This is a genomic window from Arthrobacter sp. M71 S08, from assembly GCF_059089725.1.
In genome coordinates, this window is record NZ_JBNHEY010000002.1 from 199,276 (window position 1) to 216,635 (window position 17,360).

A 17,360-nucleotide genomic window follows, 5' to 3' on the forward strand; every position below is an offset into this window, starting at 1 on the left:
TTGCCCGCGCGCTACTCGTCCTCCAATACCGCCATCGCCGCGCTGTGCCCGCCGAGCCCGCTCACACCGCCCCCGCGCCGAGATCCCGCTCCGCACAAAAGGACCCGGGGATGGTCCGTGGACACGCCCCATCGGCGGGCTGCAGTGTCCAACGGTTCATCGTCGTCGGCAAACGGCCAGGACAGCGGGCCGTGGAAGATGTTCCCGCCTGTAAGGCCGAGGGTCTCTTCGAGATCAAGAGTGGTCTTCGTCTCGATACAGAGCTCACCGGACGGTCCGGCCAGCAGGCAGTCCTCGATCGGCTCGGCGGCGACGCTGTTCAGTGACGCGAGTACAGCCCGCTGCAGCGCGGCGCGGTGTGCAGCGTGGTCACCGGATGCGATCAGCCGATGCGGAGTCTGCAGCGAAAAGACGGTGAGGGTGTGCGCGCCCGACGCCAGCAGCTCGGGCGACAGGATCGACGGGTCCGCCAGCGAGTGGCAGTAAATCTCAATGGGCAGTGGATCGGGGATTTTGCCGGCTGACGCCGCGTCGTAAGCTCGTTCGAGCTGGGAGTACGTTTCGTTGATATGGAACGTGCCGCCGAACGCCTGTTCCGGACTCACCTGCGGGTCCTTGAGCCGTGGAAGCCGTGAGAGCAGCATGTTCACCTTGACCTGCGCGCCCTCGGCGGCCTGCTGCGACGACGGTGGGGAGTCCGACCCGTCCGGGCAGCCCATCAGCCGACGCAGGACGTCAGGCGTTACGTTCGCGAGCACATAGTCACCGCCCACGGCGAGTGGGAAGCTTTCGCCGCGCTTCTGCTTGTAGTGCACGACCGCTGTTTCACCTAGCGCGGGGCCCACAGCAGTCACTTCCGCTCGGGTGCGGATCACCACGCCCGCTTCCCGGGCGGCCCGTTCAAGGGCGTCGGAGACGGCGCCCATGCCTCCGACGGGTACATCCCAGTTGCCGGTTCCCCCGCCCATCACGTGGTAGAGCAGGCACTTGTTCTGTTGCAGGTCGGCGTCGTGAGCCCGGGCGAAGGTGCTGATCAAACCATCGGTCAACAGAACACCGCGCACCAGGTCATGCTCGACATGGCGTTCAATGACCTCTCCCACCGGGCGTTCGATGAAGCTCTCCCATACAGCGTCGTTGCCAACCAGAATCCGTGCTTCGGACCGGCGCAGCAGTGGCTCGGTGACCGTCGGCCACAGCTTCTCGGCAAGTAATGACGTGCTCCGGTAGAACGACGCGAACCCGCCCGCATCGCCCCGCGCACCGATGCGAGCGAAGCTGGCGCGAGTAGCCTCGTCGTCGGATTGGTCGATCAGCAACCCAACATCAGAGCCGGGCAGCGGCGTGTAGGAGGAGTACCGCCGTCGTACCAGTTGCAGGTCAAGGTCCAGGTCATCGATGATCCGCTGTGGCAGGAGGCTCACCAGGTACGAGTACCGGGATAGCTGTGCGCCGGTGCCGGGAAACGCCTCGGCGGAGACTGCTGCTCCGCCCACATGATCCTGCTGCTCAAGGACCACCACGGACCGACCGGCGCGAGCCAGATACGTCGCCGCCACCAGCCCGTTGTGGCCGCCGCCGACCACAACGACGTCGAAATGTTCAGAATCAGGTGACCGGGGCCGGCTCATCATCGCCTCACCCTAGTCGCTTTCACAAGTGAATGATGAGTTCACCGCAGGGAATGAGGAACCAGCCATCCGGTGACTCGGCCCAGCGCCGCCATCCTGCTGCCATCCGCTCCAACGATGCTCGGTCGGCCAGTCCGCGCTCCAGGGTCTGCTCGGCGAAACCGGAACTCAGGACCCGCTCCGCCCAGGCGTCCGCGTGCCAACGACGGCGCTCCTCAGTGGCGTACAACCAGTTCGACGACGACGCCTCCACCTCAGTCAGGCCCGCCTCGTGAGCCCATGCAAGGAGGTGTCGGCCGGCGTCGGGCTCTGCCCTGTTGCTGCGGGCAAGCCCCTGGTAGGTCTCCATCCATTCGTCGAGCTCCGCCGTGGGCGGGTACCAGGCCATGGCGTGATAGTCGGCGTCGCGGACGGCGATGATGCCACCGGGCCGCGTTACCCGCTGCATCTCGCGGAGGGCGGCCACCGGGTCGGTGAGGTGCTGCAGTACCTGGTGGGCGTGGACGACGTCGACGGATTCGTCGTCAAGGTCGAGGTCATACACGTTGCCGGCCCGGAAAGAGAGGTTCTCAACTCCTGCGTAGGTCCGCTCGGCCAGGGCCACAACGTCCTCGGAACGGTCCAGGCCGAGTACCTGTCCTGGATCCAGGAGTGCCGCGAAGTCGGCGGTGATGCTGCCGGGTCCGCATCCGACGTCGAGCATGTCCATTCCGGAGGAGAGGTGCTCCAGAAGGTACGAGGCGGAATCCGCCGCGCGGCGCGTTGCATGCGCGCCGGTCACGCTGGAGTGGTGGCCGTGGGAGTAGACCTCATCGCTCATGACCGTCAGGTTACTCCGGCGGTTCCTCCACTGCCCGCTGGCGCGCGTGCACTGTGGCGTCGGTGACCTTGCGCATCATGGTGCTGAGCAGCTCAAGCTCCTCAGCGGAAAAGTCAGACAGCGCCTTTTCCACTTCGTGGGCCAGCGGTGCAAAAAGGCGTGACCCCGTCGCGAGGGCCTTCTCCGTCATTTCGAGGTGAACCTGCCTGCGGTCAACGGAGCTGCGGGAGCGGCGAACATGACCTGCCTCGTCCAGGCGGTCGATGAGCGCGGTAGTGGCCGGCGAACTCAGGTTCAGGGCCTGGCGCAGCATTCCGGGCGTCACCGTTGCACCAGCGCGGGCAGCGCCCATCATGATTCCGAGCGCGTTGAGGTCCGTCCGGTGCAGGGCATCCCGAACGCTGATGGTGTCCACGTAGCGGTCGGTCTCGACCGTGAACTGCTGCAACAGGGACATCAACTCACGTGGTGCGGTGGCGGCCATATTTCTCCTCTTCATCTAACAGAGTAGGATACTGCCAATTATCTCTATGATAGATATAGTAGCTAACAGAGATACTTCAGGGAGGTTACGAATGTTCAAGAGGAAGTGGGTCCGGGTAATTCTCCCGGCGTTCATTGTGGTGTTGTGGTTCATCGGCGCCGGGTTCGGCGGGCCCACCTTCGGGAAGCTGGAGGGCGTCTCCAGTAATGACCAGGCGTCCTTCCTTCCGGCCAATGCCGAATCAACGGAGGCCGGAGAGTTGCAGGAGGCATTTACGGAGTCAACGGCTTTGCCCGCCGTGATTGTCGTCGAGTCGGAGACGGAAATCCCGCCGCAGGAACTGGCGCAATACCAGGAGCTCGCGGGGGAGTTGGAGAAGGTACCGGGACTTGAAGCGGCCTCGGATGGGCAGCCGGCGGTGATCGGCCCCATTCCTTCCGAGGATGGCCTTGCCGTCCAGTACATCGCCTCCGTCTCCGACGACGGTGAGCTGGGTGAGGTTGTGGCCGAACTCCGCGAGGTGCTCGAGGCGGAACTGCCCGCGGGCACTGAGGGCTACGTCACCGGTCCGGCCGGATTCACCGCGGACCTGGTCAGCGCCTTCGGGGGCATTGACGGAATCCTGCTGGCAGTCGCGTTGAGTGCCGTATTCCTTATCCTCCTGGCCGTCTACCGTGCCCTCATCCTGCCGTTCCTGGTGCTTCTCACCTCGGTCTTTGCGCTTGCCACGTCGATCCTGCTTGTGTACGGCCTTGCCCTGTGGGGCTGGATTGAGCTGAGCGGCCAGAGCCAGGGCATCCTGTCGATCCTTGTGATCGGCGCGGCTACGGACTACGCGCTGCTTCTGGTTGCCCGGTATCGGGAGACGCTCAGGGAGTTCAGCTCCAAGTGGGATGCGATGAAGGCTGCCTATCGTGCCTCGGTGGAGCCCATCATCGCCTCGGGGGCGACGGTGATCCTTGCGCTGCTGTGCCTTCTCTTCTCTGACCTAAATTCCAACCGCAGCCTGGGTCCTATTGCCGCCATCGGCATTGTCTTCTCCCTGCTTGCCGCCCTGACCCTCCTCCCCGCGTTCCTCCTGATCTTCGGCCGGAGTGCGTTCTGGCCGCTGCGGCCCAAGGTAGGCACCCACCCCGTCGGCGTTCATGAGCGCAACGTCACCGGCCTTGAGGGTCTGCGTGGCATCTGGAAGCGCGTCGGCAGTCTCATTTCACGGTTCTCCCGGCCTGTGTGGATCGTGTCCCTGCTGGTGCTGGCCGCCGGTTCATTGGGGCTGCTCCAGCTGCAGGCGTCGGGTGTGCCGCAGTCGTCCCTCATTCTGGCTCCGTCCAACGCCGTGGACGGTCAGGACGCGCTCGCACGCCACTTCGACGCAGGCGCCGGCAGTCCGGTCACGATCGTTGCTCCCGAAAGCCGGCAGGATGGCGTGCTTGAGGTCGTCGAAGAGCAGGAGGGAGTGACAGAGGCTACCGTGGTCGCCGATGGTGCAGGCGACGTCGTACGCGACGGCAACGTGCTCGTCCGGGCGACACTTGATTACCAGGCGGACTCCGCCGAAGCGGAGGAACTGGTCAAGCAGCTGCGCGTGGACCTGGATGCCGTGAGCCCGGATGTGCTGGTGGGCGGGGTGACCGCGGTGGCCCTGGACACCAATGTGACCGCGCAGGCTGACCTGGCGAAGATCATCCCGATCGTCCTGGTGGTCATTCTTCTGATCCTGATGCTGCTGCTTCGGTCCGTGCTGGCGCCGGTGCTCCTCATCGGTTCAGTGGTGCTGTCCTACGCGACGGCGCTTGGTGTGTCGGCGCTGGTGTTCAACAACCTCCTCGGGTTCGACGGCGCAGACGCTTCCGTGCCGCTCTTCGGTTTCGTCTTCCTGGTGGCGCTGGGCGTCGACTACAACATCTTCCTGATGACCCGCGTGAGAGAGGAATCGCTGCGTATCGGAACGCGGCCCGGCATCCTCCGCGGGCTGGGCGTGACCGGCGGTGTCATCACCTCGGCCGGCATCGTGCTGGCGGCGACGTTCGCGGCCTTGGGTGTCATCCCCATCCTGTTCCTGGCGCAGATCGCCTTCATCGTGGCGTTCGGTGTGCTGCTGGACACCGTGATCGTCCGATCCCTCCTGGTTCCGGCGCTCGCCTACGACATCGGCCCCAAGATCTGGTGGCCGTCCGCACTCTCACGGCACGACGGAAGGTTACCTTCCGGCATTGGTTCAGTTGGGCGTACGGAACGGAAGGTACCAGCCCATAGGGCGTAGAGCTGATGGGGACGGCAGGAGTTGTGCACATATTTTCATAGTCGTTGCGCGATTGAGCAGGCGGTAGCTAGCGTCTTTGCGATGCACGCTCCCGCCCGGGGGCCTCGATGATACGAAGAGGTTTCACATATGTCACGCCGCCTGTCGACGATCCTTGCCACAGCAGCGCTACTGACCGGAAGTATTGCCGGTGCCGCCCCCGCAGTGGCGGATACCGAGGATGTTTCTCCGCCGGGGTCGAACAACTGGTCCTGCAAGCCCAGTGATGAGCATCCCCATCCGGTCATCCTCGTGCCGGGAACATTCGAGAGCATGCTGAAGAACTGGTCCACGCTGTCGCCCGTGCTTGCCGAGCAGGGTTACTGCGTCTTCGCCCTCAACTATGGAACCACCGACGGCATCGACGCCACCGGTCCCGTGGCTGATTCTGCCGTGGAACTTGCTACCTTCGTCGACGCCGTGTTGGGCGCCACCGGGGCACGAAAGGTGGATCTGGTGGGGCATAGCCAGGGCGGCATGATGCCGCGCTACTACCTCGGCTTCCTCGGTGGTGCGAAGAAGGTCAACCACCTGGTCGGCATAGCGTCCTCGAACCACGGCACCGAGGGAGTCCTGGTGCCTTCCGGCGGCGATGCTCCGCTGACCGCTTCGGATTCCGGTTTCCTCTGTCAGGCCTGTGCCGACCAGGAGGCCGGTTCCCCGTTCCTGACCGAACTCAACTCGATCGGTGACACCGTCAATGGGCCGTCCTACACGGTCATCAGCACCAGGTATGACGAAGTTGTCACGCCCTACACAAGCCAGTTCCTCGACGGGTCCGCACGCCAGGTAACGAACATCACCATCCAGGACAAGTGCGCACTGAACGTGATTGAACACGACCAGGCGCCCAATGACCCAGTGGTGCACCGGCTCGTGTCCCACGCGCTGACGCAGGACGGTCCCGCGGATCCCGCATTCCAGCCACGCTGCCTGTAAGAACGGTACCCGCCTGGGTATGCCTCCAGACCAGAGTTGAGTCACAGCGGCTCAACTCTGATTTGACTCCTGAGTAGCCAAGCGTACAGTTGAGTGCAGAACGCTCAATGTGAGCGGAACCTGACAAAACCAGCCACCGGTCGTTGACCGGCGGCTCGTCGAAAGGAACACGCATGTCACGTGCAGTAGGTATCGACCTCGGTACAACCAACTCGGTCGTCTCCGTGCTTGAAGGTGGCGAGCCCACCGTTATCGCCAACGCGGAAGGCGCACGCACCACCCCGTCCATCGTCGCTTTCTCCAAGGGTGGCGAGGTTCTGGTCGGCGAGATCGCGAAGCGCCAGGCCGTCAACAACATCGACCGCACCATTGCCTCCGTCAAGCGCCACATGGGCACTGACTGGACCAAACAGATCGATGACAAGACCTACACGCCGCAGGAAATCTCTGCCCGCATCCTGCAGAAGCTGAAGACCGATGCCGAGAGCTACCTCGGTGAGAAGGTCACAGACGCCGTCGTCACCGTACCGGCGTACTTCAACGACGCTGAGCGGCAGGCCACCAAGGAAGCCGGTGAGATCGCAGGCCTGAACGTCCTGCGCATCGTCAACGAGCCCACCGCCGCAGCCCTGGCCTACGGCCTGGACAAGGGTAAGGAAGACGAGCTCATCCTCGTGTTCGACCTCGGTGGCGGTACGTTCGACGTCTCGCTCCTGGAAGTCGGCAAGGATGAGGATGATTTCTCCACCATCCAGGTTCGTGCCACTTCCGGTGACAACCGCCTCGGCGGCGACGACTGGGATCAGCGGGTCGTGGAGTTCCTGCTCGCCCAGGCAAAGGCCAAGGGCGCGGACCTGTCGAAGGACAAGATCGCGCTCCAGCGTCTGAAGGAAGCTGCAGAGCAGGCCAAGAAGGAACTGTCCTCTGCCAGCTCCACCAACATCTCCCTGCAGTACCTTTCCGTCACTCCGGACGGACCGGTGCACCTCGACGAGCACCTGAGCCGTGCCAAGTTCCAGGACCTCACCAAGGACCTGCTTGACCGCACCAGGAAGCCGTTCCACGACGTCATCGCCGAAGCCGGCATCAAGGTTTCCGACATCGACCACATCGTCCTTGTCGGCGGTTCAACCCGCATGCCCGCTGTTTCGGAACTGGTGAAGGAACTGGCCGGCGGCAAGGAGCCCAACAAGGGCGTGAACCCGGATGAGGTTGTCGCCGTCGGCGCTGCCCTCCAGGCCGGTGTGCTGAAGGGTGAGCGCAAGGACGTCCTCCTGATCGACGTGACCCCGCTGTCGCTGGGCATCGAGACCAAGGGCGGCGTGATGACCAAGCTCATCGAGCGCAACACGGCCATCCCCACCAAGCGCAGCGAGACCTTCACAACCGCAGATGACAACCAGCCTTCGGTTGCCATCCAGGTATTCCAGGGCGAGCGCGAATTCACTCGTGACAACAAGCCCCTGGGCACTTTCGAGCTCACCGGTATTGCACCGGCGCCGCGCGGTGTTCCGCAGGTTGAGGTCACCTTCGATCTCGATGCCAACGGCATTGTGCACGTGTCCGCCAAGGACAAGGGCACCGGTAAGGAGCAGTCGATGACCATCACCGGCGGCACCGCGCTGTCGAAGGAAGACATCGATCGCATGGTCCGTGAGGCTGAAGAGCACGCTGCCGAGGACAAGAAGCGCCGCGAGGCTGCGGATGTCCGCAATTCGGCCGAGCAGCTGGCCTACTCCGTTGGCAAGCTCATCGACGACAACTCCGACAAGCTGCCCGAAGAAGTCAAGACCGAGGTTCAGGGCGACGTTGACGCACTGAAGAAGGCTCTGGAGTCGCAGGACAACGATGACGAGGTGAAGGCTGCCTTCGAGAAGCTGCAGACCTCCCAGACCAAGCTCGGCGAGGCCATCTACGCCCAGGCTCAGCAGGAAGGTGCCGCCGGTCCCGGCGCTACCCCCACCGGTGAGCCCAGCGAGAACGGATCCAAGGCTGACGACGAAGACATCGTCGATGCCGAGGTCGTTGACGAAGACGAGAAGAAGTAGCCATGCCGCACCACGGAAACGAAGAAGAACACTCAGAGCCAGTGAGCTTCCGGGATAACCGGAAGATCGACCCGGAGACTGGGGAGATCCGTGGGCAGCAAGGCACAGCCGAAACAGACGGCACGGGTACCCCTGGTTCGGCCCCCTTCGCGGGTGCCGGCCAGGAGCCCGGCGCCGGAACCGCACAGGATGCGTCGGACTCTGCGCACCCGGACGGAGCGGACGCCGGTGTTGATGCGTTGGCCCAGGCGGAAGCGATCCTCAATGAGGCTGGTGGCGGGGAAGAGATTCCTCCAGCGTCCACCAACGTCGAGGCCGAGCTTCGGAATGACCTGCTCCGGCTTCAGGCCGAGTACGTCAATTACCGGAAGCGGGTGGAGCGGGACCGCGACGTCGCACGGGACATGGCAGTGATCGGGGTACTGAACTCGCTCATGCCGGTGCTCGACGACATAGACGCCGCCCGCCAGCACGGCGACCTTGCGGACGGGCCCTTCGCCGCTATCTCCACCAAGCTGGAGAACGCGTTGAAGACCTACGGCCTCTCCCGCATCGATGAGACCGGCGTGGAGTTCGACCCGAACATTCACGAAGCGCTCATTCAGCAGCCGAGCCCGGACGTCCAGTTCGACAGCGTCAGCCAGATCCTCCGCGCCGGATACAAGAAGGGCGACCGCGTCCTGCGCGCAGCCCAGGTGATCGTAGCGGTTCCTGAGTAGCTGGGCGCGTCCTTCCCCTCCGGGGCAACGAACTTCCGAGACTCGCAAAGCTCGCTTCGGAATATTAAACCCCCTTTAGCGGAGGGGAAGGACGCAAGGCTTCCACGAACAGGACAAGTTAAAGATTTAGAGAGAGGAGGGGTCAGATGGCTAGTCAGGATTGGGTCGACAAGGACTTCTACAAGATCCTTGGCGTGCCCAAGGACGCCTCCGACGCCGACATAAAGAAGGCCTACCGGAAGCTCGCGCGCAAGCATCACCCCGACCAGAACCAGAGCACCGGCGGCTCGGACAGGATGTTCAAGGACATCTCCGAGGCGTACTCGGTGCTGTCCGATCCCGAGCAACGTCAGCAGTACGACGCGATCCGCGCCATGGGCAGCGGAGCGCGTTTCACCGCCGGCGGTCCGGGCGGGGCAGGCGGCGGCGCCGGCTTTGACGACATGTTCGGGAACCTCTTCGGTCAGACCGCGGGCCGCCAGCGCGGAGGTTTCGGTGGCGGCAGCAACCTGCCTCCGGAGTTCGCCGATCTGTTCGGGGGAGGCGGTGGCTACTCTTCCGGTGGGGGATTTCCCGGGGGCGGTGGATTCCCTGGGTATCAGGCACCGCCACGCAAGGGCGCAGACCGGACGGCGAGCACCAGCATCTCCTTCGCCGGGTCCATCCGCGGCACCACGATCGGTCTGCGTGAACCGTCCGGCGAGGTGATCGACGTTCGTATTCCTCCCGGTATCCGTGACGGACAGAAGGTCCGTGTACGCGGAAAGGGCCAGTCGGGGCCGTCAGGAAACGGTGACCTCATGGTCACGGTGAATGTGAAGCCGCATCCGTTCTTCCAGCGCGACGGCGACAACATCCGGGTGCACGTACCTGTCACCTTCCCCGAGGCTACGCTCGGTGCGCAGGTGGAGGTGCCCACCCTGGACGGTGAGACCGTCAAGGTGAAAGTGCCGGCGGGTACTCCGTCCGGCAGGACCCTTCGGGTCAAGGGCCGCGGAGTGAAGACTTCGAAGGGCACAGGCGATCTGCTGGTGACCATCGACGTCGTCGTTCCGCAGAATCTGAACAAGGACGCGGCGGCCGCCGTCGAGGCATTCGCCAGCGCCACGAAGGATGCCGACCCGCGCAACAATCTCGCCGAAAAGGCGCGGCTTTAGGGTGTAGGGAATCTAGACAGCAGAGGGGAGCGACACCATGTCTGTTGATATCAATATGCCGATCTATGTGATTTCCGTGGCGGCGGAGCTCGCAGACATGCATCCCCAGACGCTGCGTCAGTACGACCGGCTGGGTCTCGTCACCCCCAGCAGGGCGCCCGGGCGGGCCCGCCGGTATTCCCAACGGGATGTCAATGTCCTGCGCGAAGTTCAGCGACTGTCCCACGAGGGCGTCTCTCTGGAGGGGATCCGGCGCATCCTGGAACTGGAGAATCAGGTCATGGCGCTCCAGCACAGGGTCAGCGAACTCACGGAAGAGCTGGCGCAGCGCCGGAAGCCGGAGACCAGCCGTGTCTTCGCTGCCGGTCTCGCGGGCGACGTCGTCACCCTCGCCAGGGGCCAGCGTCCCCGCCCGCGCAGCCAGGCACTCATGATCTGGCGCGGGGATCCTTCCCGTTGAGTCCCGCCGACGTAGCGCAACCTTCAATTCCACGGCACACTTATATACATGCCTGAATCAGAGTTCGCTGACGCCGCGGAAGTCCTGCTGGAGGGTGTTCTTCAGCTCCTCCTCTTTGGTGGAGCGGTTCTGGGTGTTCTAGCCATCGGCGCGGCAACCGGTACCTGGTTGATCGTGCGCCGCGTCCGCCGTTCGGGAGTCCTCCGCCGCCGGATCGAGCGCGGGTCCAGCCGTCTGCGGTCCTTCTCCTCGGATGCATCGGCACGGGAGCTCGCAAGGCTCCGGCTCCAACTCGAGCGCTCCACGGATGCCACCCGTCGCTCCGTTGCGGCGGCTATCGCACAGGGTTCTCCCACGGGAGACCTGGCCGCAACCGCGGAGGACCTCACCCGGGCCGAAACCGTACTCGGCGAACGCCTTGCCCTTGCCGAACGGGAACCGAACAGGGCGCTCCGCGAAGACCTTGCCCGCGGTATCGGCGAGCAGGTCAACTCCCTCTGCGAACTGTCAGCTCAGCTGCGTCGAGCCCTTCTCGAGGTTCATCAGGTCTCCGGCAGCAGGCAGCTTGAGCGCGCCACCTCACGCCTCACCACGGAAATCGGTGCTCTGAGGACCTGGAACGCCGCCTACGGCACCGGCACGCGGCGGGCCTAGCACCAGTGTCTGTACGTCGCCGCATCTCACGCATCCTTTCCTCGCGCCGCAACGCCGCTGAACCGGTTGATCCCATTGCCGCGCTCGGCCAGTCCCAGCGGCAACAGGAGGAAAACCTCGACCGCGCCCGCCGCAGTGTTGCCGACCTCGCCGCCGTGCGGCACCGGGTCGACAGCCTCGCCCGGCAGGCGGCGGCAGACCTCGACGCCTGCAACCGCGAGGCGGAACGCGCTGTTGCGAACAACAACGACGACGCCGCCCGGGCTGCGCTTCGCCGGGCACTGGAAGTGCAGAAGAGACTTGAGACGCTGACCCGCCAGCGCGACGGCGTCGATCAGCAGTTCCACGCCCTCGAAGCGGACCTGTACCGGCTTGAAACTTCATTGCAGGAAAACGCAGTCCGTTACGAATCCCTCAAGGCGCAGCACGGCGCCACCCAGGCGGCGCTGGACGTTCAGGGCGCGGTGTCCGCTTCAGCGGGAAGCAGCGTGGAAACCGCGCGCGCCGCGCGCGAGGCGGAACGGGAAGCCAGGCGTTTGAGGCATCTGCAGGCCGCCCAGGAGGAACTCACCTGGTCCGACCCGTCCTCCGGGAAGCTCGAACAGGCGTTCGGCGAGCTCGAAGCACGTGAGGCAGCCGAGCAGGAACTCCGGCAGCTGAAAGAACGGGCGCAGGGCCGCCGGCGCGGGCAAGCGTAGGCCCGCAGACCCCGTGAGGGAAGCATCAGCGCCGGTTGCCAGGCTCAGCCCATGAGCGAGATCAACGGCGCAGACATCCGTGGCAAACAGTTCCTGGTAGTAGGAGCAACGGGCCAGCTCGGTTCGCGCATAGCGGCAGAACTGGGAGCAAGGGGAGCGCGGCTGGTCCTCAGCGGACGCGATGAGGCGAAACTCCGCGCAGTCGCCGATCGGCTGGGTGCAGGTTCCGTTGCCGCAGACCTGACGCTGCCCGGCGGGCCCGCCAGCATCGCCGATACGTTGAATGACGAGACTCTGGACGGCATGGTTTATGCTGCGGGCGTCGTGGCCTTCGGTTCCCTCACCGAGCTTGACGATGACACCCTGGACGAGTTGCTGCTCACCAACTTCGTGGGCTACGCCCGGCTCCTTCGAGCGGTCGTCCCACGGCTGGGCAAGGGATCTGTGGTGGCGCAGATCAGCGCTGTCGTCGCTGAGAGTCCCACCGGGGGCATGGCCGCGTACTCTGCGAGCAAGGCGGCTCTGAGCGCGTTCGGCAAGGCTGCCGCGCTTGAGTTGCGCCGTCGCGGGGTGCGCGTCCTAGATGTTCGGCCGCCGCACACCGAAACCGGGCTGGCCAACCGTCCCATCGACGGGTTGGCACCCCGCCTGCCGCAGGGCAAGGACCCGGATGCCGTAGCCCGCCGAATCGTTGACGCGATAGCTGCGGGGGAGCGGGACGTGCCGTCGTCGTCATTTGACTGAGTGAGCTTAGGTCGCCTCACCACCCGGCCCCGGCTACGCTTCGATCATGGCAATTGAACCGGATACCAAGGACTGGACTTGGGTCTTGGAGCGCCCCTGCACCGAATGCGGATTCAACCCGGCGGACTACCCGCCCGATCGCATCGCGGATCAGCACAGGGCGGATCTGACCCAGTGGCGAACTGTCCTCCAAAGGCCCGACGTGCGCGTGCGCCCCGACGAGAGCACCTGGTCAGCGCTTGAATACGCTGCCCACGTCCGGGACGTCTATGTGCTGTTCATTGAACGCACTGAGCTGATGTTGGCGCAGGAGGACCCGCTCTTCCAGAACTGGGACCAGGACCGCACGGCGCAGGAGAAGAACTACGCCGCCGAGGATCCGACCAGGGTTGAGCGCGAGCTTGCGGACGCCGGCGAGGCCTACACCGCGCTGCTGGATTCGGTGACGGACTGGGACCGTGGAGGGCGTCGAAGCAACGGGTCGTCATTCACTGTCGCAACCCTTGCGCAGTACGGACTGCACGACGTCGTCCATCACCTTCACGATGTCCGCGCCTGAGGGCAGCGGCTAGGAGACCCGCCGGTACGCCAGGTCGAAGATCATGCGGCCGGCGTCGTGGGCCTTGTTCTCGAAGCTCGTGAGGATGCGGCCCTCGAACCGCGGGGCCCACCCTCCGATCGTGTCCTCGCCTTCGCGGGCCGAGGCTGTGCCGGCGGGCTCGCGTCCTTCACGGCGGGGCGTTCCGCCGACCTCGTGCTCGACGCCGCTGGCCCACACCTGGGTCAGGGGGTTGTCCGCGCCGGCGCGTTCGCCCTCGTGCAGGTTCTCGAACAGCGGTGAGTCGTTGGCGGCCTCGCGCATTTGCGCCGCGTAGTCCGACCAGTCGGTGGCGAGGCGCAGAATGCCGCCGGGTTCCAGCACGCGGCCGGCCAGCTCGATGAAGGAGTCCTTGACGAGCCGGCGCTTGTGGTGGCGGGTCTTGTGCCAGGGATCGGGGAAGAAGACCCACAGTTCTGCGACCGAGGCGGGGCGGATCATCGTGGCCAGCGCTTCCGCAGCGTTCACCTGCGCAACGCGCACGTTGGTCAATCCTCGCTGGTCAATCCGAAGCAGGGTCTGGGCGAGCCCCGGTTTGTACACCTCGAGGGCGAGGAAGTTGCGCTCGGGGTGCTCGGCTGCGGCATGTGCCACCGCTTCACCCAACCCAGACCCGACCTCGATCACCAGTGGCGCTTCGCGCCCGAAGGAGGCAGCGGCGTCGTACTCCCACGTGGCGTCCACGGAGGTGTCCGCCGCGGAACTGCGCGGAACCTCCACCACGAGGCCCTCGGACAGCTCCGCCCACGCATCACGACGACGTCCCTGCAGCCGTGAGCCTCGGCGCACGAAGGAAACGGGCTGGGTGGGGAATGGCTGGGGCTCAGGGTGCGTGCTCATCGGTACAAGCGTAGCGATCCGCGCCAAGCTCTCGGTCCGGACGGGTCAGGCGCCCGAGAGTTCGGCGATCCGCGCAATCGCCAGTTGCGCATAGAGGGCCGTGCCGTCGGCGAGGATGCTGTCGTCGAAGGTGGCGTAGGGGGAGTGGTTGAACGCGGTTCCCGCCGGATCCACACCCGGTTGAACGGCGGACAGGAATACGAAACTCCCGGGCACGGCTGCCAGCACCCGGGAGAAGTCCTCGGACCCGCTGAGGGGATTGGCCATCTGGGTGTACCGCTCGTCACCGAACAATTCACGGACATGCTTCTCAAGGTTCGAGGTCTCCGTCGGGTCCGTAACCGTCAGCGGATACTCCGTCTCGTACTCCACCGTTGCGTAGAGTCCGTGCGCTTCGGCGATGCCGTTCACCAGGCGCGGGATCGCGGTTCGCATCAGCTCGCGGTTCTGCTCGGAGAACGTCCGGATCGTCGCTTCGATGCGCGCGGATTCCGGGATGACGTTTCGTTTGGTTCCCGCATGCAGAAGCCCGACGGTCAGCACCACGGGATCGAACATGTCGACCTGCCGGGTGATCATGGTCTGCAGGCTCGTCACAATCTCTGCCGCAACGGTGACGGGGTCCTTGGCGCGGTGGGGTGCAGAACCGTGGCCGCCGACGCCGTGGACGGTCACATCCAGCGAATTGGACGCCGACATCAGTGTGCCGGGCCGACTGGCGAACAGGCCATTGGGAAGCAACGAGGAAACAACATGAATGCCGTATGCCGCGTCCGGCCGCCGCCCTGCGGCCTCGAGCACGCCCTCGCGGATCATCACCCCTGCGCCATCGAAACCCTCCTCGCCGGGCTGGAACATCAGTACGACGTCGCCCGCCAGCTCCTCGCGCCGGTCAGCAAGGATCCGCGCGGCTCCGGCGAGCATCGCCGTGTGCAGATCGTGGCCGCAGGCGTGCATGGCGCCGTCAATCCGGGATGTGTAGTGGACTCCGGTCTGCTCCTGCACGGGAAGAGCGTCCATGTCGCCGCGCAGCAGAACCACTGGCTTCTGACCATCCGACGATGGTGCCGTTCCGCGCAGAACAGCGGTCACCGACGTCGTGTCCTTGCCCACGCTCACCTCATAGGGAAGCCCGTCGAGCGCTTCCAGCACCTTCTCCTGCGTCCGGGGAAGATGCAGGCCGACCTCCGGTTCCTGGTGCAGCCGGTGGCGCAGCTCAGTTACTTCCCCGGAAAGATCTGCAGCGTGGGAGCGGATAGCAGCGGCGGTGGACATGGTTCCTCCTGCGGTGTGGTGAGGTTGTCAGTGCGGCACGCATGGTGGGCTTGCTCACACAATCCCCATCCTCACCAACGGCCGTCAGGAGCGCAACCAGACCACTGATAGACTGAATCCACTTGCTTGCGGCATATGAAGCTTTTTTCGAGAACCTTCAGCCGCAGCCTGCGTCGATGAACGCATTCTTTTGTCCCGCGCTATCTCCCAAGATCGTGAGAGCGGTTGACACTGTCTGACTTTCCTTCGGCGGACTCTGGGCACCAACCGGTGCGCAGGGAAGATGAGAAGAAAGTTCGTGTACTTTACATGACTACCTTTGCTGCGCTTGGCGTGCCCACAGCGCTGGTCCGTTCCCTCACCGACCAGGGAATCACTGAACCGTTCCCCATTCAGGTCAAGACCCTCCCCGACACCCTTGCGGGCCGGGACGTGCTTGGCCGCGGCCGTACCGGCTCCGGTAAAACCCTCGCGTTTACGCTGCCCATGGTGTCGCGCCTTGCCGAGCGCGAGGCAGCCTACCGCCGCAAGCCGGGCCGCCCGTTGGCGCTTGTCCTTGCTCCCACGCGTGAGCTTGCCACACAGATCAACGCGACCGTGGAGCCGCTGGCCGCCGAGCTCGGCCTGAACACCACCGTCATCTACGGTGGCGTCTCCCAGGCACGCCAGGAAAAGGCGCTGCGCGCCGGCGTCGACATTGTCATTGCCTGCCCCGGCCGGCTTGAAGACCTGATGGGCCAGAAGCTGGTCACGCTCGAGTCGGTGGAGATCACCGTGCTGGACGAGGCCGATCACATGGCCGACCTCGGCTTCCTTCCCGTCGTGAAGCGGATCCTGGACACCACGCCGACCGAAGGTCAGCGCATGCTGTTCTCGGCCACCCTGGACAACGGCGTGGACAAGATCGTGCAGCGGTATCTTTCCAACCCGCTGACCCACTCGGTGGACACAACCCAGGCCTCGGTCACCACCATGGAGCACCACGTGCTCCTGATCGGCGACCAGACCCAGAAGAAGCAGCTCATCGTGCAGCTCGCCTCCGGCAAGGGCAAGCGCGTCCTGTTCATGCGCACCAAGCACCACGCCCGCAAGCTTGCCAAGACCCTGACCGACGCCGGTATCCCGGCCGTTGACCTGCACGGCAACCTTTCGCAGAATGCACGCGACCGCAACCTGGCTGAGTTCTCCACCGGCGATGTGCGCGTGCTCGTCGCCACCGACGTCGCAGCCCGCGGAGTACACGTGGACGACGTCGAGCTCGTGGTCCACGTTGATCCGCCCACGGAGCACAAGGCGTACCTGCACCGCTCCGGCCGCACGGCCCGTGCCGGTTCCGACGGCACCGTCGTGACCATCACCCTGCCCGAGCAAAAGGGCGAAGTGCAGAAACTCATGAAGGCCGCAGGCGTGAGCGTCGGGTTCGAGAACGTCACAGCGACCTCCCCGCTCGTGGGCAAGCTGATCGGCGAGGCTGCAGAAAAGATCGACCCGCGGACCCGGGCCGCCCTCCTGGCGCAGCGCGAGACCCCGCGCGGTGCAGGCGCCTCGACCGGCGCCAACGCTGAGCGCAAGCGCGCCCGACGCGCGGCTCCCGCCGCCGGCGGCCGCGGTGGCCGCGGCGGTCGAGGCCGCGTTGCAGCGGAGCCCCAGGGCAATCGCGCCGAGCGACGCAAGGACCAGCCGCAGGCACCTCGTTTCGGAACTGACAGCGAGCGTCGTACCGGTGAGGGTGCCGCAACCGGAGGCAACCGCACGCGCCGCCCCCGTCCCGCCCGCTCGGGTGACGTCGCCGCCCACAGCGCCACGGCCAGCCGCGGCACGCAGGGCAAGGCGCAGCCGGGCTCGGGTCAGCGCAGCCACGCGCCGTCGTCGTCCGGCCGTCCGGCCGGGACCCGCGGTTCCGGCCCCCGCCGGGCCGGTGCACCGGCCTCCAACGAGCGCCGCGGCCGCTAGGTAACAAGCCAAAACGATGCCCACCGAGCTGAACCAGG

General features: G+C 65.2%; 16 protein-coding genes. 11 read left to right on the forward strand and 5 right to left on the reverse strand.

From position 1 onward, the window contains the following. Positions 1-11: 11 nt before the first annotated feature. The 3 genes from AC5RTB_RS04820 to AC5RTB_RS04830 are packed head-to-tail and all read right to left on the reverse strand — an operon-like array spanning position 12 to position 2,935. Complete coding sequence (locus tag AC5RTB_RS04820) at positions 12-1,634, reverse strand: phytoene desaturase family protein (RefSeq protein ID WP_494059948.1); 1,623 nt, start codon at positions 1,632-1,634, stop codon at positions 12-14. Positions 1,635-1,653: 19 nt separating this feature from the next. Beyond that, a complete protein-coding gene (locus AC5RTB_RS04825; RefSeq protein WP_494059949.1) occupies positions 1,654-2,451 on the reverse strand; it encodes a methyltransferase domain-containing protein in 798 nt (265 codons plus the stop codon). Between the two features lie 10 nt (positions 2,452-2,461). Next, a complete protein-coding gene (locus tag AC5RTB_RS04830) occupies positions 2,462-2,935 on the reverse strand; it encodes a MarR family transcriptional regulator (protein ID WP_494059950.1) in 474 nt (157 codons plus the stop codon). Between the two features lie 91 nt (positions 2,936-3,026). Here AC5RTB_RS04830 and AC5RTB_RS04835 point away from each other — a divergent pair, with 91 nt between their 5' ends. The 10 genes from AC5RTB_RS04835 to AC5RTB_RS04880 all read left to right on the forward strand — a co-directional run bounded on the left by AC5RTB_RS04835 (position 3,027) and on the right by AC5RTB_RS04880 (position 13,215). Continuing rightward, positions 3,027-5,198: an MMPL family transporter gene (locus AC5RTB_RS04835; RefSeq protein ID WP_494059951.1), complete on the forward strand. Its 2,172-nt coding sequence runs from the start codon at positions 3,027-3,029 to the stop codon at positions 5,196-5,198. 129 nt (positions 5,199-5,327) lie between these two features. Continuing rightward, positions 5,328-6,176, forward strand: a complete 849-nt coding sequence (locus AC5RTB_RS04840) for an alpha/beta fold hydrolase (protein WP_494059952.1) — start codon at positions 5,328-5,330, stop codon at positions 6,174-6,176. 173 nt (positions 6,177-6,349) lie between these two features. Then, complete coding sequence (gene dnaK / locus AC5RTB_RS04845) at positions 6,350-8,224, forward strand: molecular chaperone DnaK (protein ID WP_494059953.1); 1,875 nt, start codon at positions 6,350-6,352, stop codon at positions 8,222-8,224. Positions 8,225-8,226: 2 nt separating this feature from the next. Continuing rightward, positions 8,227-8,943, forward strand: coding sequence for a nucleotide exchange factor GrpE (locus tag AC5RTB_RS04850; protein ID WP_494059954.1), 717 nt, complete (start codon positions 8,227-8,229; stop codon positions 8,941-8,943). Between the two features lie 146 nt (positions 8,944-9,089). Then, positions 9,090-10,100, forward strand: a complete 1,011-nt coding sequence (locus tag AC5RTB_RS04855) for a DnaJ C-terminal domain-containing protein (protein WP_494059955.1) — start codon at positions 9,090-9,092, stop codon at positions 10,098-10,100. A gap of 37 nt (positions 10,101-10,137) precedes the next feature. After that, entirely contained in the window at positions 10,138-10,560 is a 423-nt protein-coding gene (locus AC5RTB_RS04860) for a heat shock protein transcriptional repressor HspR (RefSeq protein WP_494059956.1), read from the forward strand. 48 nt (positions 10,561-10,608) lie between these two features. Further along, positions 10,609-11,214 (forward strand): hypothetical protein, encoded by a 606-nt coding sequence (locus tag AC5RTB_RS04865; protein ID WP_494059957.1) that lies wholly within the window; start codon positions 10,609-10,611, stop codon positions 11,212-11,214. Positions 11,215-11,219: 5 nt separating this feature from the next. Continuing rightward, positions 11,220-11,912: a PspA/IM30 family protein gene (locus AC5RTB_RS04870; RefSeq protein WP_494059958.1), complete on the forward strand. Its 693-nt coding sequence runs from the start codon at positions 11,220-11,222 to the stop codon at positions 11,910-11,912. Between the two features lie 51 nt (positions 11,913-11,963). After that, a complete protein-coding gene (locus tag AC5RTB_RS04875; protein WP_494059959.1) occupies positions 11,964-12,656 on the forward strand; it encodes an SDR family NAD(P)-dependent oxidoreductase in 693 nt (230 codons plus the stop codon). A gap of 46 nt (positions 12,657-12,702) precedes the next feature. Further along, a complete protein-coding gene (locus tag AC5RTB_RS04880) occupies positions 12,703-13,215 on the forward strand; it encodes a DinB family protein (protein ID WP_494059960.1) in 513 nt (170 codons plus the stop codon). Positions 13,216-13,224: 9 nt separating this feature from the next. Here AC5RTB_RS04880 and trmB read toward each other — a convergent pair whose 3' ends face one another. Then, positions 13,225-14,094 (reverse strand): tRNA (guanosine(46)-N7)-methyltransferase TrmB, encoded by an 870-nt coding sequence (gene trmB / locus AC5RTB_RS04885; protein WP_494059961.1) that lies wholly within the window; start codon positions 14,092-14,094, stop codon positions 13,225-13,227. A gap of 45 nt (positions 14,095-14,139) precedes the next feature. Then, positions 14,140-15,369 carry a M20 metallopeptidase family protein gene (locus tag AC5RTB_RS04890; RefSeq protein ID WP_494059962.1) on the reverse strand — a complete coding sequence of 410 codons (1,230 nt, stop codon included), beginning with the start codon at positions 15,367-15,369 and terminating at the stop codon, positions 14,140-14,142. Positions 15,370-15,678: 309 nt separating this feature from the next. On the opposite strand from AC5RTB_RS04890, the gene AC5RTB_RS04895 reads away from it, so the two are divergent. After that, the gene (locus AC5RTB_RS04895) at positions 15,679-17,322 is read left to right on the forward strand and encodes a DEAD/DEAH box helicase (protein WP_494059963.1); all 1,644 of its coding nucleotides are present in this window, start codon (positions 15,679-15,681) and stop codon (positions 17,320-17,322) included. The last annotated feature ends 38 nt before the right edge of the window (positions 17,323-17,360 follow it).

Excerpts from the sequence above, each read along its gene's own strand:
- AC5RTB_RS04820 (WP_494059948.1), bottom strand. The coding sequence starts at position 1,634 with ATGATGAGCCGGCCCCGGTCACCTGATTCTGAACATTTCGACGTCGTT.
- AC5RTB_RS04825 (WP_494059949.1), bottom strand. The coding sequence starts at position 2,451 with ATGAGCGATGAGGTCTACTCCCACGGCCACCACTCCAGCGTGACCGGC.
- AC5RTB_RS04830 (WP_494059950.1), bottom strand. The coding sequence starts at position 2,935 with ATGGCCGCCACCGCACCACGTGAGTTGATGTCCCTGTTGCAGCAGTTC.
- AC5RTB_RS04835 (WP_494059951.1), top strand. The coding sequence starts at position 3,027 with ATGTTCAAGAGGAAGTGGGTCCGGGTAATTCTCCCGGCGTTCATTGTG.
- AC5RTB_RS04840 (WP_494059952.1), top strand. The coding sequence starts at position 5,328 with ATGTCACGCCGCCTGTCGACGATCCTTGCCACAGCAGCGCTACTGACC.
- dnaK (WP_494059953.1), top strand. The coding sequence starts at position 6,350 with ATGTCACGTGCAGTAGGTATCGACCTCGGTACAACCAACTCGGTCGTC.
- AC5RTB_RS04850 (WP_494059954.1), top strand. The coding sequence starts at position 8,227 with ATGCCGCACCACGGAAACGAAGAAGAACACTCAGAGCCAGTGAGCTTC.
- AC5RTB_RS04855 (WP_494059955.1), top strand. The coding sequence starts at position 9,090 with ATGGCTAGTCAGGATTGGGTCGACAAGGACTTCTACAAGATCCTTGGC.
- AC5RTB_RS04860 (WP_494059956.1), top strand. The coding sequence starts at position 10,138 with ATGTCTGTTGATATCAATATGCCGATCTATGTGATTTCCGTGGCGGCG.
- AC5RTB_RS04865 (WP_494059957.1), top strand. The coding sequence starts at position 10,609 with ATGCCTGAATCAGAGTTCGCTGACGCCGCGGAAGTCCTGCTGGAGGGT.
- AC5RTB_RS04875 (WP_494059959.1), top strand. The coding sequence starts at position 11,964 with ATGAGCGAGATCAACGGCGCAGACATCCGTGGCAAACAGTTCCTGGTA.
- AC5RTB_RS04880 (WP_494059960.1), top strand. The coding sequence starts at position 12,703 with ATGGCAATTGAACCGGATACCAAGGACTGGACTTGGGTCTTGGAGCGC.
- trmB (WP_494059961.1), bottom strand. The coding sequence starts at position 14,094 with ATGAGCACGCACCCTGAGCCCCAGCCATTCCCCACCCAGCCCGTTTCC.
- AC5RTB_RS04890 (WP_494059962.1), bottom strand. The coding sequence starts at position 15,369 with ATGTCCACCGCCGCTGCTATCCGCTCCCACGCTGCAGATCTTTCCGGG.
- AC5RTB_RS04895 (WP_494059963.1), top strand. The coding sequence starts at position 15,679 with ATGACTACCTTTGCTGCGCTTGGCGTGCCCACAGCGCTGGTCCGTTCC.